This window comes from Microvirga arsenatis (genome assembly GCF_009910705.1).
GTDB classification, from domain to species: domain Bacteria; phylum Pseudomonadota; class Alphaproteobacteria; order Rhizobiales; family Beijerinckiaceae; genus Microvirga; species Microvirga arsenatis.
In genome coordinates this window covers 1-22,209 of the sequence record NZ_JAAAXJ010000027.1, presented here as the reverse complement: position 1 = coordinate 22,209, position 22,209 = coordinate 1, and the positions used below count along the sequence as shown (strand labels likewise).

Sequence of the window (22,209 nt, the reverse complement as noted above, 5' to 3'; positions counted from 1 at the left end):
TTGAGATTGTCCAAGTGCCTCCCCGGCAGATGGGCAGGGCCATGACTGATGAGAGGCCCGCGAGAAAAGATCTTCCGACAAGGTTGCACGGGCGCCTCGATCAGTGCTAGGAACGATTCATCGACAGGGGTGCTCCGTATCGCCGGGGCTGAGATGACGGTGCCAAACCGTCGGACCCTCAAGCTGATCTGGGTAATGCCAGCGGAGCGAGGACACGATGTTTTCCGGCGCACAAGTCTCCCTTTATCCCATGACCGACGATTTCGTCGGCGTCATCCTCGGCGCGATCGGGGCGCTTGAGCCTTACCGATCGACTTTCCGGATCGAAACCGACGACATCTCGACGCTGCTCGTCGGTCCGCCCGACCAGCTTTTCCCAGCCATGCGCGATCTGTTCGTCTCGGCAGCAGGTCAAGGGGTGCACTGCGTTCTGGCCGCTACCGTCTCGCGCGGGTGCCCGGGCGAACCGGATGACCCTATCTGCACGCCCGTGAACGACTCGCACTATGGCCAACCGCTCGCGGAAGGGATCACAGCCGCCATCGAGCAGGTCGGGGCTGCCCCACAGACGGGTCAGATAGTGGCAGCCCAGTTCTCGCTGTATCCGCTCGGCAGCGGCCACCACATGGACGAGATCTACGGCTGCATAGAGTTTCTCAAGAACTCCGGTGTCTTCGACCGCTCCAAGAACTTCTGCACCAAGCTGCGGGGTGATGCGGGGGCCGTTTTCGCGACACTGAGCGAGGCCTTCCTGCGCTTTGGCGCACCGCAGGGCCATGTCGCCCTCGACCTCAAGGTCTCGGCGAACAGCCCGACCGCCATCTAAGCAATCATCACCTCCACATCATGGAGACCATCATGTCCAGTACGCGAGGTTGGACGTTGAGGGAGACCCTCATCGTCACCGTTCTCGGCGCAGTTTTCGCCGTGCTCTATCTGGGCTGGGTGCAGGTCTGGCTGATCGCGCAGGCCATCTTCGGCCCGGTGACCATGGATGTGGTGATGGGCTTCTGGTTCATCGCCTCGATCGTCGCCGCCGCAATCATCCGAAAGCCCGGCGTTGCCTTCGCGGCGGAGGTGCTGACCGCCGCGGTGCAGATCCTGCTCGGCAGTCCGGCAGGCCTGCTGCTGCTGGTGACCGGTGCGGTTCAGGGCGCCGGCGCCGAGGTGGTCTTCGCCGCCACCCGATGGCGCAACTACTCCTTACCCGTGCTGCTGACGGCAGGCATTGGTGCCGCGATCTTCTCCTTCATCTATACCTGGATCCGCTTTGACTATGGCGCCCTTCAGCCCGGCATCTTGATCGCGATGTTCATCCTGCGCTGTTTGAGCGGTGCGCTCTTGGGCGGATGGCTCGGGCACCTCATTGTGGAAGCGCTCTACAGGACCGGTGCCCTTGCCGGTCTGGCCATCGATCATGCAAAGCGATCCGCAATCGCATAGAACCGGCTTTGCCGCCGAATGGCACGAGGTGACGGTTCAGTACCCTTTCGCCACGCGGCAGGTGGTTGGACCAGTCAGCATTGCGGTGCGGCCGGGCGAGCGTGTCCTTCTGCTGGGGCCTTCAGGCTCGGGCAAGTCTACGCTCCTGCTGACACTCACGGGCCTCGTGTCTAACAGCATTCCTGCGACCGTCAGCGGAGACATCTGCCTCTTCGGGGTCAATGTCGGCACGAGACAGCCTTGGGCTTGGGCGGCTCAGGTGGCGCAGTACTTCCAGGACGCGGACCAGACTCTCTGCGGCATGCGGGTCGAAGATGAAATCGCGTTTGCCCTGGAGAACCGCGCTCTGCCGCCCAAGCACATTGCGGACCGTGTTATGGAGGCGATGCAAAGGGTCGGGGTGCCGGAGAGCTGGCGCAAGCGTCCGACGTCAACATTATCTGGAGGTGAACGACAGCTCGTTGCCTTGGCCGCGACGCTCGTGCAGAACGCCCCACTGTTCGTGGCCGACGAGCCGACGGCGCATCTTGCACCTCAGGCAGCGGACCGCCTGCATGCACTGCTGACCGAGCACGACCCTCATCGCAGCGTCCTTATTGTCGATCACCGGCTGGAGGGTCTGATCCAGCACATCGATCGCATGGTCGTCCTCGGCAGGGACGGCACCATCCTTGCTGAGGGGCATCCGCGGACCATCTTCCGTGATGAGCGCGACCTTCTGGCCTCCGAGGGCATCTGGTGTCCGGTGGCAACGATGCTAGACGCCCAACTAGAGCACGCCGGCATTGCACCCCCGGCGGCACCACTGTCCGTCGAGGAGGCCCTGTCGCATGTCGACCCCGCCCTATCCTCCCGCGAGGACGTCGACAGAGCCATCCCGGCTGTCAAGGCATTTGTGGCTGAGTACGCGGTGCGAAGCGCCCCGACTGCACTAGGGGCTCCTGTTCTGGCAGAGCTTGTGAAGGCCGATTGTGCACCGTTCCTCGGCCCAACGATCCTGCGCAACATTGATCTTGCCATTCATCAAGGCGAGATCCTCGGAATCTTTGGGGCGAACGGTGCGGGCAAGTCGACGCTCGGTCTTTGCCTGTCCGGCCTTCTCCCATTGAAGGCGGGAAGCCGAACCGGCGCACCGGGCGGCTATGCGTTCCAGCGGCCGGAGAACCAGTTCACCGTCGGCACAGTGCGTGATGAGATCCTGGACGCTCTTCCCGAGCAGGTTGCGGCAAGGGATAAGGCTGAACATGTGGCCAGCGCCTTGGCGACATGGGGGCTTTCCGGGCTTGAGAACCGTCATCCCTTTGAGTTATCCCAGGGCCAGAAGCGGAGGCTGGCTCTTGCGACCCTCACCGTCTCCGACCGCTGGCCGGTGCTCGTGCTGGATGAGCCAACGGCAGGCCTCGATGCGCTTGGCGTATCGACGCTTATGCGCGAGATGCAAGCATTGCAGGGGAGGGGGCATGCTATCGCTGTCATCACCCACGACATGGACCTCGCCCTGCGCCTGTGCCCCCGTTCGATCGTCGTCGGTGAAGGTGGCATCCTGGCCGATGGTCCAACACAGGAGCTGATGAGCGACACGGCTCTCCTCCGGCGCGCCGGACTGGCCGAGCCATCCTGCGCAATAGCTCTGCAATGGCTGCATCGGGTCGCATCATGCTGAAGGCGCTCAATCCGCTCAGCAAGCTTCTCGTCTGCATCGTTGGACTGGTCGCATCCGTCCTTGTCTTCGATGCGCGCTTCCAGGTTGTCCTGATCGTCGTGACAGGCTTCACCCTAGTCGCTCTCAATCGCACGTCGCCGCTGCTTCTTCTGGCGCTGATGGTGCCGTTCTGTCTGTTCGGCTTAGGCTTTCTGACCACGAGCCTGCTCTTTCGGCAGGACAGCGATTTTGCCACGCGCATGGCGGGCGAGGCGCTCCTGAGCTCGCATGCGTTCTCGGCAGGTCTCACCTTGTTTCTGCGCGCTGTTGCCTGTGGGATGATCTCGGTTTTCTTTGCCCTGACCACTGATCCCGCTGCGCTGGTGCGCGCCCTGATGGTGCATGCCCGATTGCCGCCCCGGATTGGTTATTCTCTTTTTGCCGCGATGCTGCTTGTTCCAGATCTCGCATCGGAAGCGCAGCAGATGCGGATTGCCCGCGCGATGAAAACCGGACGCCGCATCCGGCGGGTGCCGGGACCGGCAGAAATCATGAGCCTCGTCATCCCCATGCTTGCCTTCGCGATCCGCCGCGCCGGCCGAACGGCGCTCGCGCTCGAAGCACGCGGCCTCTCGCCCGTTGGACCACGGACGGTACTAAATGCTCCAAGCTTCAGACGATCTGATGCCATTTTCATCATTGCGGCGCTAAGCGTGATTGCCTTGTGCGGCGCCGCCGCTTTCTCTGACATCGGTGGAGTCTTATCACTGCCTTTGGTGGGTCATGAAGAGCCAGCCTGATTTTGAGTGGAGCCGGATCTCAGCTGACCTCGCCGCAGCGATCCCGGCGCTGCATGGATTGCCCTTGGAGCAGATCGCCACACCTCTGGGAGGGCTCTCCAATTCCAATTACCGCTTGGATCTGCCTTAGGGCTCTCTTGTCCTGCGGGTGCCGAGATCGAACCCGGGACCGTTTCACATCGACCGCCAGGAAGAGGTGATCGCCGCACGCTTCGCCGGTACAGTCGGGATTGGGCCTCCCGTTCTCTACGCCAATCCTCAGGGTGTGATGCTGACTCGCTTCATTGAGGACGCAAAGCCCATGAGCATTGAAGCCTACCAGGCGGATCCAAGCTCGGTACCGCGTGCAGCTCATGTCGTCGCCAGACTTCATCAGTCAGACCTCCGTCTCACGCGACGCTTCGACCCTTTCCGGATCATCGACGAATATAGGGCTGAGTGCCAGCAGCGATCTCATGACCTACCTGTGCTGCCCTCCACACTGGAGGCAGCCCTGGAAGGGGCACGGGCACATGTGACGGATTCGTCAGTGCCGCTTGTCCCGAGCCACTGCGACTTGGTGCCGGAGAACTGTCTTGACGCCGGATCACACATGTTCCTGATCGATTGGGAATATGCCCGCATGAACGATCCAGCGTGGGATTTGGCTTACCTGTGTGTCGAGGGCGCATTCGATATGACCCAGGAACAGCTGTTGCTCGCGTCCTACGATGATGCCGCTGTGACCTATGGACGGTTGCAGGTATTCAAGTTGCTGACCTGCACCTTAAATGCATTATGGGGAGTGCTTCAGGAAGGCACGAAGGGTCAACAGTTTTTTGGCTCATGGACGCGGGAGCGGTTGGCGAGCGCCTTGCAACTGACTGAAGATCCAAGATGGACGAAGTGGGTTGCGGAGCTAAAGTGAAACTCCGGATCAAAGATGAGCCTAGGACCACAGCTTCCTGTTGAGGATGTGCGGGCCCAGAAGCAGTCCGGTCTAGCATCGGGGCTAGATTCGTGTCTGTTGGACAAGACTGTTTGCGGATGCGAGTTCGCACTCCACAGCTCCAGAGCAATTTAAGTTCCATAATGTTTGTATGCAAAATTATTGTAACAACATTCCATTGCCAAGTGCTGAAAATTGCTACGAGTCAGTCGGCTCGACAGACCCTGGATAGAGAACTCAGCTTTCCATTTGCTTCTAAGACAACTTTTGCGTGCGATAAGCGAAGCCGGTCTGTTAGAATCCGGGGTTTATACCACCCTCCGGTAGAACTGCCCGTGTCCACCTCAGCCATGATATCGGAGCGGCCATCTCCTGCCGCTCGCGGCCGGGTTCAAAAAACCAAGTTCCGGCCGCAGGGCGGGGAAGAGATCCTCGAAAAGCTGCAGGGCTTCTGCCATCTGCTCGAAGGGGGCTATTGCGACCGGCAATCAGAGGAAGACTTGCGCTGCCTTATAACCGAAGCATGCGACATTGTTCGGGTTTATCAACAATAATCACCGGAAGGTGTTGTGTTTTTCGCATGACTGAGGTTACCGACAGCCCTGTCATAAGTTTCGTCTTGAATCCTGTTCTTCTATCGTTCATGTCCGCTGCCAAGTTTATATTGGTTTTAGCGAGGAGCAGCCTGTACGACTATGGCACGCCCGTATTCCAGCGAGATGGCCAAGCTGGCCGAGACCTTCACTTGGGCAAAGACGGCCGACATCGGGCCTCTGCGCCTAGCCTTACGTACTGCCGGGCTTTCACCACTCCGCGCCATCGGCTCCGGCGGATCTCTCACCGCAGCGCACATGCTCGCTAGCCTGCATCAGCATTTCACCGGGCGCCTTGCTTCCGTGGCTACACCGCTTGAGGCTGCCGAGGAGCCCCTCGAGTCAGGCGTTGCAACTTGGCTATTAAGCGCCGGCGGCGGCAACATCGATATCATGGCAGCAGCTAAGGCCCTGATCCTCCGAGAGCCGCGGCAACTTGGTGTGCTGTGTGGACGCGCAGATAGCCCACTCGCCGACCTTTGCCGCAACCACTCATTCGTCGACCTGCTTCTCTACCCGCCCCCCGCTGGCAAGGATGGCTTCCTAGCTACCAATTCACTTCTAGGCTTCTCTGCCCTACTCAACCGCGCTTACGCTACGGAATTCGGTGCCGATGCAGATTGGGACGAAGCAATTGATCGGCTTCAAATGCTGCTCCCCGAGTCGGCGCCTGCCGTGCAAGTATGGCGGGAAGCTACGGTGCCACTTTGGCCACGAACCACCACGGTTGTCCTATATGGTCCGTCAACACGAGTTGGGGCCATCGACCTTGAGTCGAAATTTACTGAGGCGGCGCTTGGCAACCTTCAGCTTGCTGACTACCGCAATTTCGCTCACGGTCGGCATCACTGGTTCGCTAAGCGAGCTGAGACAAGTGCGGTGCTCGCCTTCGTTACCGATGCCGATCGCGCCCTCGCTGAGCGCACACTTGCCCTGATCCCTACGGAAGTCCCACAAGCACGCATCGACTTATCTGGCGGACATAGTGCGACAGCCTTATCGTCCCTCCTCGCTGCGTTGCGGATTACCGAGTGGGCTGGGATCGCCAGGGGCATCGATCCCGGGCGACCAGGAGTGCCGGAGTTCGGGCGAAAGCTCTACAACCTTCCTCTACCGCGCTCCCACCGAGGCGCGTCAAGGCCACGCCTTTCGCCGCGGGAGGCTGCCGCTATTTCGCGGAAAGCAGGCGTTGCTCCCAGCCGTCTCGCTGCCATGGGCGAGCTCGACCGCTGGCGGGACGCGCTTGGCGCCTTCCGCGCACGCCTCCACGAGGCCCGCTTTGCAGCCGTCGTCCTCGACTATGATGGGACCATCGTTGACACACGCCACCGATTTGAGCCGGCATCGCCTGAGATGATCGCTGAACTAGCCCGCCTCGCGACGGCAGGCGCCCGCATAGCGGTGGCGACGGGTCGGGGTGGATCAGTCCGACGTGACCTCCAATCCAGGCTGCCCAGCTCACTCTGGTCGCAAATCCTGGTCGGTTACTACAATGGCGCGGAGGTCGCTCCGTTGGTAGACGACAGCGCGCCGGACCGCGCGACAACAGTATGCGCCGCACTTAGGCCGCTCGCCGATGCCCTCCGCCGTCAGCCCGAGCTTGCACAATGCGCACGCCAGGAAGACCGACCTTTTCAGATCACGCTAGAAGCGGTCCGCGTCATGCCCGAAAGTCGGCTCTGGGACCTCGCTCAGCAGGTCATTCTAATGACTGGAGTCAGCGACGTCAGTGTCACGCGTTCCAGTCATTCAATCGATATCGTTGCTGCCGGCGTCTCTAAACTAAATGTCATCGAACACCTCCGCAAGGATATTGGCGACGGCCCTATCCTGACCATAGGAGATCGGGGCAGATGGCCGGGCAACGACTACGCGCTGCTGCGAGAGCCCTTCTCGCTCGGAGTCGATGAGCTTAGCGTGGATCCGGCGACGTGCTGGCACTTGGGCGAGCCTGGACAGCGTGGTCCTGCCGTCACACTTGACTACCTCTCGATGCTCGAACCGCATGACGGCTACCTGCAGTTCGGGAAGGAAGCGCTACAATGAATCAAGATCTCGGCCTCAAGGTGCTCGGCCAGATCATGGGTTGGAGCGACGACCGTGCTCGCAATGAGTTCGAGTGGCTGAGGCTGATGGCACGGCTTAAGTACGATGGCTATCGCGACTTTCAGGCCGGTATGCGCTTCATCGAGAGCTTGGCCACTTGGCTCCAGCAATTCGCATTAGACGAACGGGAAACGGCGTACGCCTTCGTGCGCCGCACCCTCGTCTACATCGGTCCCAGCGAAATGCAGCGGCTCGTCGAGCAGTTTTACCCACGCACTGTGCGGGATCGTCTCATCTGCACTGTCGCTGCCGAACGCGGGATACCGCGCTACCGCGTGCTTGCCGACGCTGACGCTCGGACTGCCAGCGAGCGATTGCGGCGGCAAACGCTATTCATGGGCTTGAGCGATGGGGCTCGCATCGATACCATCCGACACGCCAATGCTGGTCTGCTCAATAACGAGCAACTCGTCCAAGGCACGCAAGTTGATACCGAGAAGTGGAAGGACTTGTTGGACAACTTGCGTAAGGACCTCGGAGATCCGGAAGCTCGGTTTCGGCTCGTCTATCTGGTTGATGACTTTGCTGGCACTGGAACATCGTTCCTCCGATATGACGAAGATAAGGCAAAGTGGAAGGGCAAGCTCCTCCGATTCAAGGACTCGGTCGAGAGCGCGAATGATGTACTTGGTGGTGACAAGCTCTTTGCCGACGACTGGGAGCTGTGCATTCACCATTATGTCGTGTCCTTCGCCGCGGCCGCTGCAATTGAGGGGCGTTTGGCCAAGGCCGCCGAAATCTTCAACGGCAGCTGGGCCCGGGCAATGCACGCTTCGTACGGTACAATTTTGCCTGAGGATCTGCCGATTGACGCTGTTCCTGGACGTCAAGATGACTTTATGAAGCTTTCCGAGAAATATTACGACCCCAAGATCCGTACCAAGCATACTGATGTCGGAGGGGCAACTCACCTCGGTCTTGGGTATGGTGGCTGCGCCCTCCCTCTCGTGCTCGATCATAATACGCCTAACAATGCCGTCGCACTGCTCTGGGCAGAAACTGATGGGGGTGATCGGGATGGCGTTTTCGCGCCAGCCATGAGGCCTCTTTTCCGCCGTCGTCAAAGGCATGCCTAACGGGAACAGCATGGCGAATCCATTCGAGAAGCGAGCAACCGAGTATCTCCGTGACGACGAGGCGTTTCTCGCCGTGGTCACGCCTGAACCGCTTGCCACCTTTTTTCAGAAGCCGGCTCAAGAAGGCCGCCTCTACGATCGCCTGGCCATGATCATTGGCACGCCAGGTAGCGGCAAGACCACATTGGCGCGGCTTTTCCAGTTCACCACACTGCGGACCCTCCTCCGCAATCGAGGTACCAATACGTACAAGCCATTGGTCGACACTTTGACGTCCTGCGGAGCTATTGAGGATGGGCGGCCAACCCTTATCGGCGGCAGGCTCCCGCTTGAGGCGGAGTACCGGGAGTTCTGGGAGTTTCCCTATCCCGAGGATCTCAAAACGGGCCTGATGATCGCGCTTCTCCAAGCTCGGACGGTTCTCGCCTGGCTCCGCAATATCCAGGCTGCAGGCGTGCCGCTCAATCGCGTTGAGATCGTGCCACGTGTCGACGCGGACGCCGCGCTGACCGCTATCGGTGGAACAGCAGGACCGGCGCTGCTTACCCGTGCTCGCGAAGTCGAACTTGCCATTTATCAGGTTTCAGCCGCGCTGATGCCGCCAAACATTGAGGACATCGATCGGGAAGCGGCGACAGTCTACCGGCCGTTCGACGTGATTGAGGCTTTCCGCATCACGGACGGTGAGGAGGTATTGCAGTTGCGACCTCTCGTCATCTTTGACGACGCTCATAGTCTTCACCCGGCTCAACTCACCGCACTTCGACGGTGGCTCGCGCGTCGAGAACTGAAGGTGGCTCGTTGGATTCTCACTCGGCTTGACGCGCTCACTCCGGGAGCTGCCCTCCTAAGCACGGCAGCTGACACCGATGAACCAGGGCTCAAACAGGCGCGCGAGATCACTAACATCAGGTTGCAAAGCGGAGAGGATCGTGCCGGCCAGCGGCGGGCTTTCCGTAAAATGGCCAAAGACATGGCGAGCCGTTATCTAAGCCAAATGGAGGTGTTTAACCGCCGACGCCTCCACAGCCTTAGTGATCTACTGGCAACGACGCCAGAGGTTATCTCGCCAGGCAAGCGCGAGAAGCTGGCTCAACATGTGGATGCACTGCAGCGCCGCTACGGGGTCTCAGCGGAGCGCCGCCAAGGGCTTGAAAGGGAGATCGCGGATTACCTGGCAACAGCGGAGGAGGATGGCGAGGACCTACGGCTAGGGATGTTGACAGTACTCCTGGAGCGCTATGCCAAGCGCATTCCGCAACGCGGCTTGTTTGAGGAGGGAGGCGACGCCGAGCCCAACCGCCCGCTCACCGCCGATGCTAGCGTCGCCGATGGAGCACGCATCCACCTCCTGCACAAGTATGACCGGCCATACTTCTTTGGAATTGATACGCTCTGTGATGCAAGCTCAGAGAATGCCGAGCAGTTCCTCCAACTCGCTGCCCGACTCGTATCGCAGTCGGAGACTCAGCTCATCCGTGCCAAAGGCGCAACACTAAAGAGTGCCGTTCAGCACAAGCTTCTACGCGAGCGAGCGAGCGAGATAGTCCGAGAATGGGACTTCCCCCAAGTCCCATTGGTCCGGCAACTCGCAGAAAGAATTGCTGGTGAATGCTTGGCCAAAAGCCTTGAGGGCAATGCTTCACTTGGCGGCGGCGCTACTGCCTTCGGCATCCCGCAGGAGGAATTCGAGGCGATTCCCAAGACCCACCCTCATTTGGCGCGCGTACTACAGTTCGGAGTCGCCTATAATGCCTTCGTTCTGGTGCCTAATCACGGCACCAAGAAGCGGCTTTGGTGTCTCGTCGAACTCGGCGGCGTCCTTCTGCTTCATCATGGGTTGACGCTGAAACGCGGCGGCTTTCTTGAACGCCGCACCGATGATCTGGTACGCTTTCTCGGCGAGGCTTGAAATGAGACCCGATTACCGCTGGGATCCTTGCATTGCCCACCGAGGAACGGAGGTAGATGCGTTCATAAGCGACTATTTTGCTCAATCTGACCGGCGAGTGCTGCTCGTTGCCGGTGCAGGCTTTGATCCTCGCTCCCTTGCTGTCGCAACTCGTCTTGGCCTTGTGAACGATAAGGTACGCGCGGTGCTAATTCAGGAGAACCGTCCCAACCCTCCACAGAGCCATGCCCACCGTGCACAGGCCAATACCAAGGCCCTTCTGGCATCAATCGTTGACCGCGAGGTCGTTCCCATCGAGATCTTCGGCTCCGACGGTGCAGTGATTGGAGGGCGGAACATCATTGCTGCCCTCAACCGTCAGGCTCTTGAGGGGATCAGTGACATAGTCGTTGACATGAGTGCTCTCTCCGTTGGTACGGGTTTCCCAATCATCCGGTACTTTGTTGAGCGTATCGGACGCGGTAATGGTCCTACTAACCTGCATGTCTTTGTTGCCCATGATCCACGCCTTGATGCGAACATCCGCTCGATTCCCAGCGATGCTCCAGGTTATGTGCATGGCTTCAAAGGTGGTTCGACACTCGACGCGACGGCCGCTGCAGCACGGCTCTGGCTCCCTCAACTGGCTGCCGGACGCCGTGTAGCGCTCGGACGTCTCTTTGATTTCGTCGAGCCCCACGACACATGCCCGATTCTTCCGTTCCCGGCAACCGACCCCCGCGTTGGTGATGCGCTCGCGGAGGAGTATCTCACTGAGCTACAGAGCACTTGGTCGGTTGATACCCGCAATATCGTATATGCGGATGAGGGAGACCCAGTTGATCTTTACCGAACCATCTTGCGTTTGGACGATCTCCGCAAACCGGTCTTCGCCGAGACTGGAGGATCGTTGCTGGTCCTCTCTCCGCTCGGTAGCAAAGTAATGGCCCTTGGCGCTCTGATGGCAGCACTGGAACGCAACCTGCCAGTCGCCCATCTTGAGCCAATCGGTTATGATTTTGAAGCATCCATCCCATCGGAGATCAGCAAGCCGAACCTCGTTCACGTTTGGTTAGAAGGAGATGGCTATCCTCAGCCCCGACCGGCTCTGCTGGCACAAGGGAGCCCTGTACGATGACTGCTCAGCAACCCAAAGTATTCGGCGCTGGTCTGATTGCGCTCGACTTGGTTGTAGGACCGGATCCTCGCTCCTCCGTGCGCTCATGGGCAGGGGGAACGTGTGGAAACGTACTCTCCATCTTGGCCTTCCTCGGTTGGAACGCATATCCGATCGCACGGATGAACGATGACCCAGCGTCGGATCGCGTCCGCTCCGACATGAGGCGTTGGGGGGTGCATCTCGATTGGACGAGTTGCGGTCCTACTGCCCATACTCCCATCATTGTTCAGGAAATCAAGCGAGGGCGTGATGGTCGACCCAAGCACCGATTTTCTTGGTCCTGCCCCCACTGCGGCAAGTGGTTGCCAGCTTTCAAGGCAATCACAACCGAGGCTGTGGAGGTGGTTAAGCCAGCCTTAGCCGAGGCGTCAGTGTTTTTCCTCGATCGGTTATCGCGTGCAACCCTCACCTTAGCGGCTGAGGCAGCGGCCCACGGTGCTGTGGTTGTGTTTGAGCCCTCCGGAAAGGCGGCAGACAAGCTTATGGCCGAGGCGATTACGATTGCTCACATCGTCAAATATGCGGACCAACGTCTGGCAGGCATCGAGGGGGTCATGGCGGACGGCTCAGCTACCTTGCTTGAGGTACAAACGCTCGGTGAGCAAGGGCTTAAGTACCGCCACCGACTCCGCGGAGATGTTTCAAAGTGGATTCACCTTGAAGCCTTTACCGCGCCGAGGCTCACCGACACATGCGGTTCAGGCGACTGGTGCACAGCTGGTCTCATTGCCAAGGTGGCTGCCAACGGACAGCAGGGCCTTCGCCGTGCCAAAGCTAAGGGCATTCAGGCAGCCCTGCGCTATGGTCAAGCCCTCGCAGCTTGGAACTGCGGATTCGAAGGTGCTCGGGGCGGCATGTATGCCTTTGACCGACAAACATTCGAGACGCAGATCACTTGTTTGCTCAATGGTGAGCTCGACAATCTGTCCGACGTTACAGTCGATGTCGGCCCTGATGACCTTGTCGTCTGCCCTGCCTGCCCACCAGAACCCTCCAGAGGGTACACGGCTAAGCGGAACCAGACTAAGCGGGCAGCGTAGCAATGGCTAATATCCGGCGGGGGTCTGGAAGGCTCGGGCTAGGTTCCGCGCCAACTCTGGCGCCGAACGAGCTCTCTCCATTCTTCCGCACTATCCGCGTGTTGCCTCACGTAATTTTGCTACCGTCTGCCTCATCCGGAATGTTACCCGCTCGCTCGAGCCGCCTGGCGCCAGAGACTGACCCGTCGCGCGAGCGTCTTATACTGCTTGCGGGTCAAGCGACCTGGAAACTGGACGCACAACTCGTTGAAGAGCTGCATGGCATTGATAGTGGGGAATTCTTCCAAGCGGCGGCACGCGATCGGCCACAAGCGCGCGGGGCTGGGCCTGATCTCGGCTGTGAGCAACAAGGGCGAGCTGCGCTGGATGGTGCTCGATGGCGCGGTCAAAGCACCGAGCCTGATCCGCTTTCTCGGGCGGCTAATCCAGGAGGCCAACGGCAAGGTGTTTCTGATCTGCGACAACCTGCCGGTCCATCGGGCCCGGGCGGTGCAGGACTGGTTGGCCGCGCGCACGGAGCGGATCGAGGTCTTCTCCTTGCCCTCCTATAGCCCTGAGTTGAACCCAGACGAGGGCCTGAACGCCGACCTGAAGCAAGCCGTGGCGCGCAAGCCACCCGCCCGCAGCAAGCCCGACCTCAAGCGCGTCGTCATCAGCCACATGCGTCGGCTGTCAAAGCTACCCGACCGGATTCGGAGCTACTTTGGGCATCCATCTTTCCGCTATGCCGCGTAGTTCAAGATCACCCAAACCGGATTAATAATCTCGTACTCGACATAAATGACGCAGACTTCGATACCTGTTCAGGTTCCACACAAATGTTAACGAAATTTACGATCCGGCTTGCCGCCTGTGAAGCGCAGAAATCCGATTGCGCGTCACACTACCTAGCGAGATCAAAGCCTTTGTCTCACCGCGACTTTCAAACACGGACGGAGAACCTGAACATTCGCAGGTTGGTGCCTTGTAGACTGTGAGGCAAAAGAAGCGGCCGCTGCTGACAGCGGTCGCCAAGTTTGCTGCTATACCAGGAAATGGGTTGATAGCGTCTGAGCTTATACTCCTGGTAGGTTGAGGAATTCTTAGTAAGAACTAACAACCCAGAAGTAGGGCTATGTGCACACGCATGTGCATTGGATGAGCAATGAATCTACCTTTGATGAATGGTTCAGAAACTTCGACATTGCTCAAGGCGCGTGCGTAGTCCTGGTATGACTGCGATCTCTTGCGTCACTCACTTTGTCCGACCTTTCGCCTTCTGCCACAATCTGAAGCATTTCATCCGGGAGGGGTCTCTGAAGTTTGAGTGCCTCTTCAGTCGGCGCATTGAGCCAGACGTCATATTCCTCAGGCGTGGTTAGGATGACAGGCATCGCTTTCGGATGAACCGGCCCTACCACGCCATTCGGCTCGGATGTAAGAAATGAATAGAGCAGGTGTTCACCTTCAACAGGATCAGCCTTCGTTCCACGCACGCCGGTCCATGGCCGCCAAATGCCAGCAAACGCGGCAAGGGGACGCTCTTCATTGAGAGCAAACCACACCGGAGTTTTACGAGGTTTCGTATCTTTGTATTCACTGAAACTGGTCATTGGCACGATCACGCGGTACTGCGGCTTGAGCCAGGCACGCCAGAACGGTGAGCCGACATTACGCACGTTCGTCACCAGATGGTTCCCGACCTTCGGCGGCGGCGGGAAACCCCAGCGCATCTGAATCAGCTCGCGCTCGCCGTCATGATTTCTGATGACCGGCGCCATCTGGTCCGGAAAGATCGCCGGCAGGGGAGGCAGGTTGCCCGCACTGTCACGGGTAACATTGAAGGCCTGTCTCATCGAGGCCTGTGTCGCGTACGAGCTATAGAGATTGCACACGGGTGGAACCCTCCGTCTTGGCATCCGCGCGTTCGTTTCATCCCGGAGCATTTGTCTGCGCCCAACGTGACAATAAGCGCTGCCCCGCGCAACCCTTCAGGGTATAATCCCTGCAATCAGCGGACCGCGGTTTGATTTGCGAATCATGCCGCATGAATGGTCCGCCCCATCCCACGTTTCCAATCGAATCTCAGATCTTTGACCGATGCGGCCAATCACCAACTCTGCCGATGCCTTGCCTCAAACCTCCGTTTCGGAACTCAGCCGGCGGATCGGTGACAAGCAGGCCGAGCCCTATCAGGCCAGGATTGCCACCTCCGTTCGCGAGGCAATTCGACGTGGTCGCTCGGGCGCGGTCCTTGCGCCTACTGGCAGCGGCAAGAGCCTTCTGGCGGCTGGGGCAGCCGAGGACGCGATCAACCTGGGCAAGCCAATCTTGGTCCTTCATCCCGATGTGAGCCTACTGCGCCAGAACTACGCCCAGTTCCAGAGCGTTCCGGCTGTCAAAGGGGCTCAGACCGCGTTCTACGTCGCCAAGAACGAGGTCATCGGCGATGGGCCGATGGTGCGGAACTCACTGGATGCCGACGTCATTCCCGCAACCAACATGTCCCTCGTCAACAAACTCGATGACGAGGAATTTCTGAGCTCCCTGGATCGCTTCGGCAAGAGGGGAGGGGTGGTTCTCATCGACGAGGGCCATAAGGCTGCGGCGGACGAACTCGCAAATGTCCTCTCCCGTGTTGCCCACGCCGGCGGTTCCGGCATCGTTCTAACCGCGACCCCATTCAGGACGGATGGCAAGGACCCGCTGGACGCCTTCGGGGCCAGCATCGAGCACGACCTGATCGACGTTGCCACCTATGACGAGGTTCTGGCGACCGGCCGAACCGTTCCAACTAAGTTCGATATCGCTACGGGTGAATTCGAGGCTCATCTCGGCACTGACGCCGTTCGCCTCATCGAGAGCGCTTTCCTAGCGCTGCTCGCTGAGAACAAGTCAGTCGACCAAGCCTCCCAGCAAGCGTTCTCCCGCTTCTTCAAGGAAGGAGCGAGTGAGGGTGATAAGGCAATTGCTGCTCTTATCGTGGCAGCCGTTACCCGGATCTGGGCCAAGCGAGCGGCCAAAGCGGCTCTCGCCATGATCCACTGTGACAGCGTGGAGTTTGCGAGGGAGCTCTCGGGCTCTATCGCTCAAGAAAGTCTACCCGCCGAACATCCCCGCGCTGGAGAAAAGCCCCGCGTGGCCTTTGTTGTTGCCGGCGAAATCCGGGTCTGGCGCAACGGCGCCGAGGAGGGGCTCAAAGGGAGTGAGCCGATCGGCCGCAAAATCAAGCGCGACGACCTCCTCGATGCGGCTCGCGCCGGCAGCTTCGACATCCTGGTCAACGTCAATGCTCTCGGCGTCGGCACCGACGTTCCCCAGACCGACCTTAACATTCTTGCCTGTCAGGAGCGCTCCATCGGACCGGTCAAGCAGATCAGCGGGCGAGGGGAACGGGCTCATAAAGCGTCCGGCAAGACGCACCAAGTCTTCGTCGATGTTGGCAATTCCATCCTCCGCATTTTCAGCGACATCGACGCCATGCGCCGGAATGATCCCGAGCGCTGCCGCCGCCAGGTTCGCGCGCTGGCGGCTCCGATCCGGGAGCAGTTTGAGGCCTGGTTCGACAAGGATCCCAGCCTTCGCGAGCAGATCGAGGAGCGCCAGCGTCAGATCCGGCTGCGGATGGGCGAGGGGGACGGTGAGCAGTACGACGATCCGCTCGACCCCACGATGGAGATCGGAAACGAGGACACTCTTCCCGTACCAAAGCCCTTCGCCGCTGGCCTTATGGTGACCGGTATGCGCCGGTACGACTCCGAGACCAAGAAGTTCTCCAGCCGGGTCGCTCTGTTCTGCGACCTGCAGGAGTTCGGCCTCTACGACAAGGACGCTGCCCCGGATCTTCCCCGCTGGCTGGTGGCTACCCACGACGAACGGACAGGGGCGCAGCAGGCCTTCCTCTGCAAGACCCAGGACGTAGCCCGCAAATACGTGGCCTTCGTCGGTATCCGACACGACGGTGACTACGAATCTGCCAATCCTACCGACAAGCAGCGCAAGTTCCTGAGGAGCCTACAGCAGGCGCAGCCTCTCGCCCTGCCGTGGCTCACCGACTTCGCCCATCCGTCCAGCGCTACCCACATGTCGGCCGCCATCGATCTCTTGAAGGACAGGGCGGGACTGCTGGCTCGTTTGCTCAACGTCGCTGCCGTTCGCTTGGTGGAGCGAGCAACGGGCTCTCACAGCCTGCAGCCCGACCTGCGCTCGATTGTTCTGGATCGGCCCAATCAGCTCACCCCGCAACGGCGGGACCTCTTGGCAGCCTATTGCCGGCTGCGCCAGCGCTTTGCCGATCTCTACCCCTATGCTTTTGGTGGCAAGGCTTCGGCCTTCTCCATCACGACCTTTGACCCGAGCGTCCTGCCCGAGATCAAGGGGATTGTGGCAAACACGAGCATCCGCTTCTTCATTATCGACAATGCAGAGAAGGAAGAGCAACTCCGTCCCAGCCTTGCCGAGGGATTGATTAAATCCTCCATCGTGGCGGTCGGCCCTAAGGGCCCCACCGAGCAATGGATTCGCCAGAAGGCAGGCTTTGGACGACACGATGAAGCAGCCCGGGCGCGGGAGCAGATTTTCAGACAGGCGCTTCACGACCTTGCAGATGGTTCACTCACACGGGACCAGTCTCTGAACATCACGCTGTCCCGCACCGAGTATCTTGAGATCGCCGCGGCTACACCAGGCAAGGAGCTCGTCCGCGCTATGCCGTCGGCCGTAATGAACCTGATGCTCCTTATTGGCGGCGAGAGCGGAGCTCCACTGCCAGAAGAGCAGGTAAGTTTAATTCAAGAAGCCATCCCTGCAAATCGGACGGAACTCGCAATTCCGTTCTCCCTCCCCCGTCTTTGCGCCCGCTATGCCCAGCAACCAGTGCCGGCACAGAAGAAGGTTCTGAAGGACCTCGAGAAAGCAGCGACCTTCAAGAAAAATCGGGATGCCTATCTGATCTCCCAAACCAATGTCGTCCCTCAAGATCGCCGCGTCCGAGCTTGATAACTACCCATCGCAGGAACAGAGCTGACCTTGACAGATCACATGATCGAGAATGATCAGCTTTTGGTGGACTACTTGGCAGCTTCATAATCGGCATGGACTTATCCGATCAACTGCATCACGAAAGCGAAGAAATCGGGTACCTTCGGAACCGATAAATCTAGGCCCAGAAGGAATCCGTAACGCCGGCCGAAACGGAAGAGTTTTCTGCGGACTCGCGCCATGAAGCATCCCTGAAGGTGAAACTTCGGGGCCCCTTGCAGCACATCTACAAACTTATTGTTTCGTCTCAATCGGACCCACTTGGATACCCGGTGGGCAGGTTCCCCGATACTTGGAAGACTCTTCATTGGCGCGGTTCTCCATTAAGGAACGAATCAAGCGCCGCGTGGGATTTCTTATGTGCCCCTTTCGCAGTGACCTAATCAAGCGAAAGGCCCTGTGGGATTCGTCCGCGGAGCGAGTACCCGCGCTTTTCACAGCCGACTGTGGATATCTACCGATCCATAGCAGCTGGACCTCCGACGTATCCGTCGGGAATGGCCGTGGCAAATGAAAAGACCCCAGCAGAGAGGGTAAGGGCTCTCCACCAGGGCCAGCTCCATGCTTGGGGGCGATGGAGGTTGTTCGGGCTGATACGCAACGCGCCCGTTACCTGCATCTTGATACGGCCAAGCTTAACAATTCGTGCAGGGCTGACGAGGCTGCTGTGCACTCATCAGGAAGATCAGGACAGATGCTGAGCAAAGTGCTTGTTCATCTCGAACATGCTGACTTTGTCCTTGCCGCCGAAGACCAGACGGAGTTTGTCATCGGCCAGGATCTCGCGCTTGTTCGCAGGGTTCTGCAGGTTGTTGGCCTTGATGTACTCCCACACCTTGCTCACCACCTCGGTGCGGGGCAGGGGGGATGAGCCAACAACGGCCGCCAGTTCGTTCGAGGGCTGCAGCGGCTTCGCCAGGGCCGGGTTCGGTTTCTTGTTCTTGGTGGCTTCTGCCATTTTGTAACTCCGTTGTTACGCCTTCCCACCCCTTAGAGGGGCAAGAGGGCGGGACCATGGCCAGCTAAGATCTAACAGTCCCTTAACTGCGACTTGGGTCCTCACCTAGCGCCGCTTGCCTTGTGGCTTCGCCATCATTCGCTGCATTGCGGCCTCTGCTTGAGCCCGCGCCTCGGCGTCGTGGTTCAAATTCCGCACCTCTGAGGCCTCATCCTGGTCTCGCAGACCGTTCTGGCGTGCCCGCCACTGCTTGGCCTGAGCAGATGTTGCGGCGGCTTTGGCTAACTTTTCCAGGCGGTCCAATTGAGGCGTGCTGGCCTGCGCCGTCTGCTCGGTCTGATCTTCTTCGTCCTGTGGGCCTGCTGCCATACGTGATCCTCTCCTCATGCTGACGGCCTGCCGCCGCGCTCCTTGTGTTGCGGCCACACGAACGTCACACCGTGCTGGTGACCCCGGCTCCAGATTACTTGGGCTTCGACCCGCAGGTTCAAGGTTGGAACCTCCAGCACGAAGGTCGGCGGCAGCGCGACACCATCCTCCAGGGTGAGCTGCGCCCCACCAGCTGAGAGGTTTTGCACCGTGCAGTTTAGAGGCGGGGCTCCACTCCCGACGACAACCTTGGCCGTAACAGTTGTCGTGCGCCGGTGGTGCCAGCGCTGGTCGCTCTTGTCAGACATGACTTCCTTCGCGAATGACCGCCTCCTCAACATGCACCTAATAGTTATCGAGACCTGAGCGGTATGGTTCCATGATGAGGGCTGGTGTCCCCTCCTACTCCTTCGCATGCGGCAACCTCCCCAGGCTCCCGCTGGCTCCGCTTTTCCATCCTTTGGTCCAGCCTGCGCCGGTCAGGCTTCACAGCCGGGAAAATCAGGTTAACTTGGCATTAACCATGCCGGTGTGAGGTGGGCCAATGTGGAAAATCCATCCTGGTTTTATCGCTCTTGCCATCCTTCTGGGCCCGGCCACCCTCATCCTCGCCCATGGAAAGATCACCCAATCGCCAGGCCAGAAGGTCCTTCTTTCTCTCGATCCCCCGCGAAACCTGCGGCAGGCTTATACCCACTGTGCGGAGACCCCGAAGAACCAGCGCTCAGCCCAATGCGACGAATACGTCAGCTTCTTCGAGCACTGCGCCACCCAGCAGAAGGAGTGCGATCCGAGAGAGGTCTACGAGGTTCTCAGCAAGATTATCCTCTCAGTACCTTTGAGGAAGCCAACGCTCGAAAGGGTGGCTGCAACGGAACAGTAGGCTTATTGCGAGCCGCCGCTTTCATTTGGATGCACTTTAAAAAGCTTCCAAATCAGGTTCACGCAAGTTTCCGCCGTTAAGGCCCACAAACCTGTGTTTGTGCGCCAAGGGGGCGTGCGCCACTCGCGGCGATGCGGGCAGGTCACCGAAGGGCAATGAAATTTCTCAATAATCTTAAGCTGATGGTCAAATTGGCCATTCCAGCCGCCATCTTTGTAGCCATCACAATTGGTTTGGTCGTAATCGCCAGCAATGGCCTGTCTACCTTGTCAGCCGATACAAAAAAGCTGACCGATGTCGATGCCGCACGCCTGATCAACATTCTCAAGATCAACGCCCAGGTGAACGAAGCCAGCATACAGGAAAAGAATGCAATCCTCTATTCGGCAGCCGACCAGGATAAGTTGAAGAGCGCTGAGAAAAACTATCAGCAGTACCGGGCGTTGGTGCTCCAGGAAGTAGACGAACTCGTCTCCCTTTCCGGCACTCCGGAGCGTCGCACGATCAATGAGAACGTGAAGGCATCTGTTGCCAGCTACTTCACGCTGATGGATAAAAGCTTTGCTCTTGCCATGAAGGACGAGGACGCGGCCGCTCTGCAGATCTCGAACGGCGAAGGGCGCGACGCTCGCATGAAGGTGCGCAATCTTCTCGGCGAACGGATTGAGGCTAACGAGAAGGCCCTCGAGCAAGCAGGGAACCATTCAGAAGAACTGGCATCCTCCACCTCGACGACCCTTGTTGCATCGTCAGCTTTCGGCCTCCTGCTGGCCATCTCCCTGCTCGGCTCGATCATCGCATTCGCCGTTGTCCGCCCTCTCGGCGGCATGACAGCTGCGATGGGTCGCCTTGCACACGGCGATCTGAACGTTGATGTGATTGGCATCGAACGTAAAGACGAAGTCGGTGAGCTCGCCCGCTCGCTGCAGGTATTCAAGGACAACGCTCTGGAAGCTCGCCGCCTCGCTGCCGAGCAGGAGGTCGAGAACCAAGCCAAGATGCGCCGCGCCGAGGTTCTTGACCAGCTTACCAAGACATTCGAACGCAACGTCTCGGCTCTGACCCAAGGCCTTTCGTCAGCCGCCACCGAGATGGAAGCCACTGCCCAATCCATGACCCAGGTCGCAGGTCAGACCACCCAGCAGTCGGTCACAGTCTCGTCTGCGGCCCAGCAGACCTCCGCAAACGTCCAGACGGTGGCCGCTGCCACGGAAGAGCTGTCGATCTCCATCCGCGAGATCGCGAGCCAAGTAGCCCAATCCTCGCAAGTGGCTGAGAAGGCAGTGCAGGGCACTCAGCGCACCAGCACAACGGTGCAGGACCTGGCCGCCAGCGCCGAGAAGATCGGCAATGTGGTCCAACTGATCAATACCATCGCGGGCCAGACCAACCTCCTGGCCTTGAACGCCACCATCGAGGCGGCGCGCGCCGGCGAGGCCGGCAAGGGCTTTGCCGTGGTGGCTTCGGAAGTAAAGGACCTCGCCACTCAGACGGCCAAGGCAACCGATGAAATCTCGCATCAGATCGGCTCGGTGCAGCAGGCGACGCAGCAGACGGTAACAGCGATCCAGGAGATTGCCCGCACGATCACCGAGATGAGCCAGATCTCGACCTCGATTGCCGCCGCTATGGAGCAACAGGGTGCGGCGACCGCCGAGATCGCCCGCAACGTGCAGGAGGCCGCCCGCGGCACCGAGCAAGTGACGGGCAGCATCGTCGACGTACAGCACGGGGCAGGGGAAACCGGCGCTGCCGCTTCGCAAGTCCTTGGCGCTGCCCAGGAACTGTCGCGTCACTCCAATGACCTCAGCCGTGAGGTTTCAACCTTCCTGTCCGGGGTGAAGGCGGCGTAAAGCTGGAAGCTGCCAGACTGAATGTGTTAGTAGGACCGGGCCCACACAGGCCCGGTCTTTTGTTTGCTCATCAACCCTTCGTCCATTCTCTCAAGTCATACATCAGGCATGAGCACCTATTCTCGCGATACGACTGCCATCTCGGAAATCACCGGCCAGCCGGTCAACACCTGGTCGGAGGAATGGCAGCGTGAATGTGAAGCCCGCGCGATCTTGAAGATGTCCAAGGTCCAGCGCGACGAGTTCTTCAATGGCAAAAAGGACGAGAACGGGAAAACTCTCGAGCGCGGGATTGTAGCCAGGTGCCGTCTGGGATGTGGTGGACTTTTGAGAGGGTGGCGTAGTCTCCGGGTGTTGAAGCCCACAAAACGGGATTCGGGCGTTGGAGCGCCAGGGTCCCATTGGAGACCACGCCATGACGGACCCTA

19 protein-coding genes and 1 riboswitch are annotated in these 22,209 nt (G+C 59.4%); of the genes, 15 read left to right on the top strand and 4 right to left on the bottom strand.

What is annotated here, in order from left to right; all coding sequences use genetic code 11:
* Positions 1-115 precede the first annotated feature (115 nt).
* Positions 116-227: riboswitch (TPP riboswitch) on the top strand.
* The 11 genes from GR303_RS22575 to GR303_RS22525 all read left to right on the top strand — a co-directional run bounded on the left by GR303_RS22575 (position 218) and on the right by GR303_RS22525 (position 13,434).
* Positions 218-826, top strand: coding sequence for a YkoF family thiamine/hydroxymethylpyrimidine-binding protein (locus tag GR303_RS22575; protein WP_161726458.1), 609 nt, complete (start codon positions 218-220; stop codon positions 824-826). Its footprint overlaps the riboswitch before it by 10 nt.
* Before the next feature lie 32 nt (positions 827-858).
* Entirely contained in the window at positions 859-1,443 is a 585-nt protein-coding gene (locus tag GR303_RS22570) for an ECF transporter S component (protein WP_161726460.1), read from the top strand.
* Entirely contained in the window at positions 1,397-3,106 is a 1,710-nt protein-coding gene (locus GR303_RS22565) for an ABC transporter ATP-binding protein (RefSeq protein WP_161726462.1), read from the top strand. Before GR303_RS22570 ends, GR303_RS22565 begins: the two co-directional genes overlap by 47 nt.
* Positions 3,100-3,885, top strand: coding sequence for an energy-coupling factor transporter transmembrane component T family protein (locus tag GR303_RS22560; RefSeq protein WP_161726464.1), 786 nt, complete (start codon positions 3,100-3,102; stop codon positions 3,883-3,885). The genes GR303_RS22565 and GR303_RS22560 overlap by 7 nt, the downstream gene beginning before the upstream one ends.
* Positions 3,886-4,027: 142 nt before the next feature.
* Positions 4,028-4,792 (top strand): phosphotransferase, encoded by a 765-nt coding sequence (locus GR303_RS22555; RefSeq protein WP_246205849.1) that lies wholly within the window; start codon positions 4,028-4,030, stop codon positions 4,790-4,792.
* A gap of 716 nt (positions 4,793-5,508) precedes the next feature.
* Positions 5,509-7,452 carry a trehalose-phosphatase gene (locus tag GR303_RS25355; RefSeq protein ID WP_161726468.1) on the top strand — a complete coding sequence of 648 codons (1,944 nt, stop codon included), beginning with the start codon at positions 5,509-5,511 and terminating at the stop codon, positions 7,450-7,452.
* On the top strand, positions 7,449-8,588 hold the full coding sequence (locus tag GR303_RS22545; protein WP_161726469.1) for a phosphoribosyltransferase-like protein: 1,140 nt from the start codon (positions 7,449-7,451) through the stop codon (positions 8,586-8,588). The genes GR303_RS25355 and GR303_RS22545 overlap by 4 nt, the downstream gene beginning before the upstream one ends.
* Positions 8,589-8,598: 10 nt before the next feature.
* Positions 8,599-10,500 (top strand): hypothetical protein, encoded by a 1,902-nt coding sequence (locus GR303_RS22540; RefSeq protein ID WP_161726470.1) that lies wholly within the window; start codon positions 8,599-8,601, stop codon positions 10,498-10,500.
* Positions 10,454-11,617 carry a hypothetical protein gene (locus GR303_RS22535; RefSeq protein WP_246205846.1) on the top strand — a complete coding sequence of 388 codons (1,164 nt, stop codon included), beginning with the start codon at positions 10,454-10,456 and terminating at the stop codon, positions 11,615-11,617. Before GR303_RS22540 ends, GR303_RS22535 begins: the two co-directional genes overlap by 47 nt.
* Positions 11,614-12,699, top strand: a complete 1,086-nt coding sequence (locus GR303_RS22530; protein ID WP_161726471.1) for a PfkB family carbohydrate kinase — start codon at positions 11,614-11,616, stop codon at positions 12,697-12,699. Before GR303_RS22535 ends, GR303_RS22530 begins: the two co-directional genes overlap by 4 nt.
* A gap of 258 nt (positions 12,700-12,957) precedes the next feature.
* Entirely contained in the window at positions 12,958-13,434 is a 477-nt protein-coding gene (locus GR303_RS22525; RefSeq protein ID WP_246205847.1) for a transposase, read from the top strand.
* A 452-nt stretch (positions 13,435-13,886) separates the two neighbouring features.
* On the opposite strand, the gene GR303_RS22520 is transcribed toward GR303_RS22525, so the two are convergent.
* The gene (locus GR303_RS22520; protein ID WP_161726472.1) at positions 13,887-14,573 is read right to left on the bottom strand and encodes an SOS response-associated peptidase family protein; all 687 of its coding nucleotides are present in this window, start codon (positions 14,571-14,573) and stop codon (positions 13,887-13,889) included.
* Positions 14,574-14,778: 205 nt separating this feature from the next.
* Here GR303_RS22520 and GR303_RS22515 point away from each other — a divergent pair, with 205 nt between their 5' ends.
* On the top strand, positions 14,779-17,676 hold the full coding sequence (locus GR303_RS22515) for a DEAD/DEAH box helicase (RefSeq protein WP_161726473.1): 2,898 nt from the start codon (positions 14,779-14,781) through the stop codon (positions 17,674-17,676).
* A gap of 727 nt (positions 17,677-18,403) precedes the next feature.
* Here GR303_RS22515 and GR303_RS22510 read toward each other — a convergent pair.
* From GR303_RS22510 to GR303_RS22500, 3 genes are all read right to left on the bottom strand, one after another.
* Positions 18,404-18,676 (bottom strand): SWIB/MDM2 domain-containing protein, encoded by a 273-nt coding sequence (locus GR303_RS22510; protein ID WP_161726474.1) that lies wholly within the window; start codon positions 18,674-18,676, stop codon positions 18,404-18,406.
* A gap of 105 nt (positions 18,677-18,781) precedes the next feature.
* Positions 18,782-19,045: a hypothetical protein gene (locus GR303_RS22505; protein ID WP_161726475.1), complete on the bottom strand. Its 264-nt coding sequence runs from the start codon at positions 19,043-19,045 to the stop codon at positions 18,782-18,784.
* A gap of 14 nt (positions 19,046-19,059) precedes the next feature.
* Entirely contained in the window at positions 19,060-19,353 is a 294-nt protein-coding gene (locus GR303_RS22500; protein ID WP_161726476.1) for a PilZ domain-containing protein, read from the bottom strand.
* 236 nt (positions 19,354-19,589) lie between these two features.
* Between GR303_RS22500 and GR303_RS22495 the strand changes: the two genes are divergently transcribed.
* From GR303_RS22495 to GR303_RS25575, 3 genes are all read left to right on the top strand, one after another.
* Entirely contained in the window at positions 19,590-19,928 is a 339-nt protein-coding gene (locus GR303_RS22495; RefSeq protein ID WP_161726477.1) for a hypothetical protein, read from the top strand.
* A gap of 155 nt (positions 19,929-20,083) precedes the next feature.
* Positions 20,084-21,781, top strand: coding sequence for a methyl-accepting chemotaxis protein (locus GR303_RS22490; protein ID WP_161726478.1), 1,698 nt, complete (start codon positions 20,084-20,086; stop codon positions 21,779-21,781).
* Between the two features lie 108 nt (positions 21,782-21,889).
* On the top strand, positions 21,890-22,209 hold a 320-nt coding region (locus GR303_RS25575), incomplete at its 3' end, for a DUF7696 family protein (RefSeq protein ID WP_425487138.1).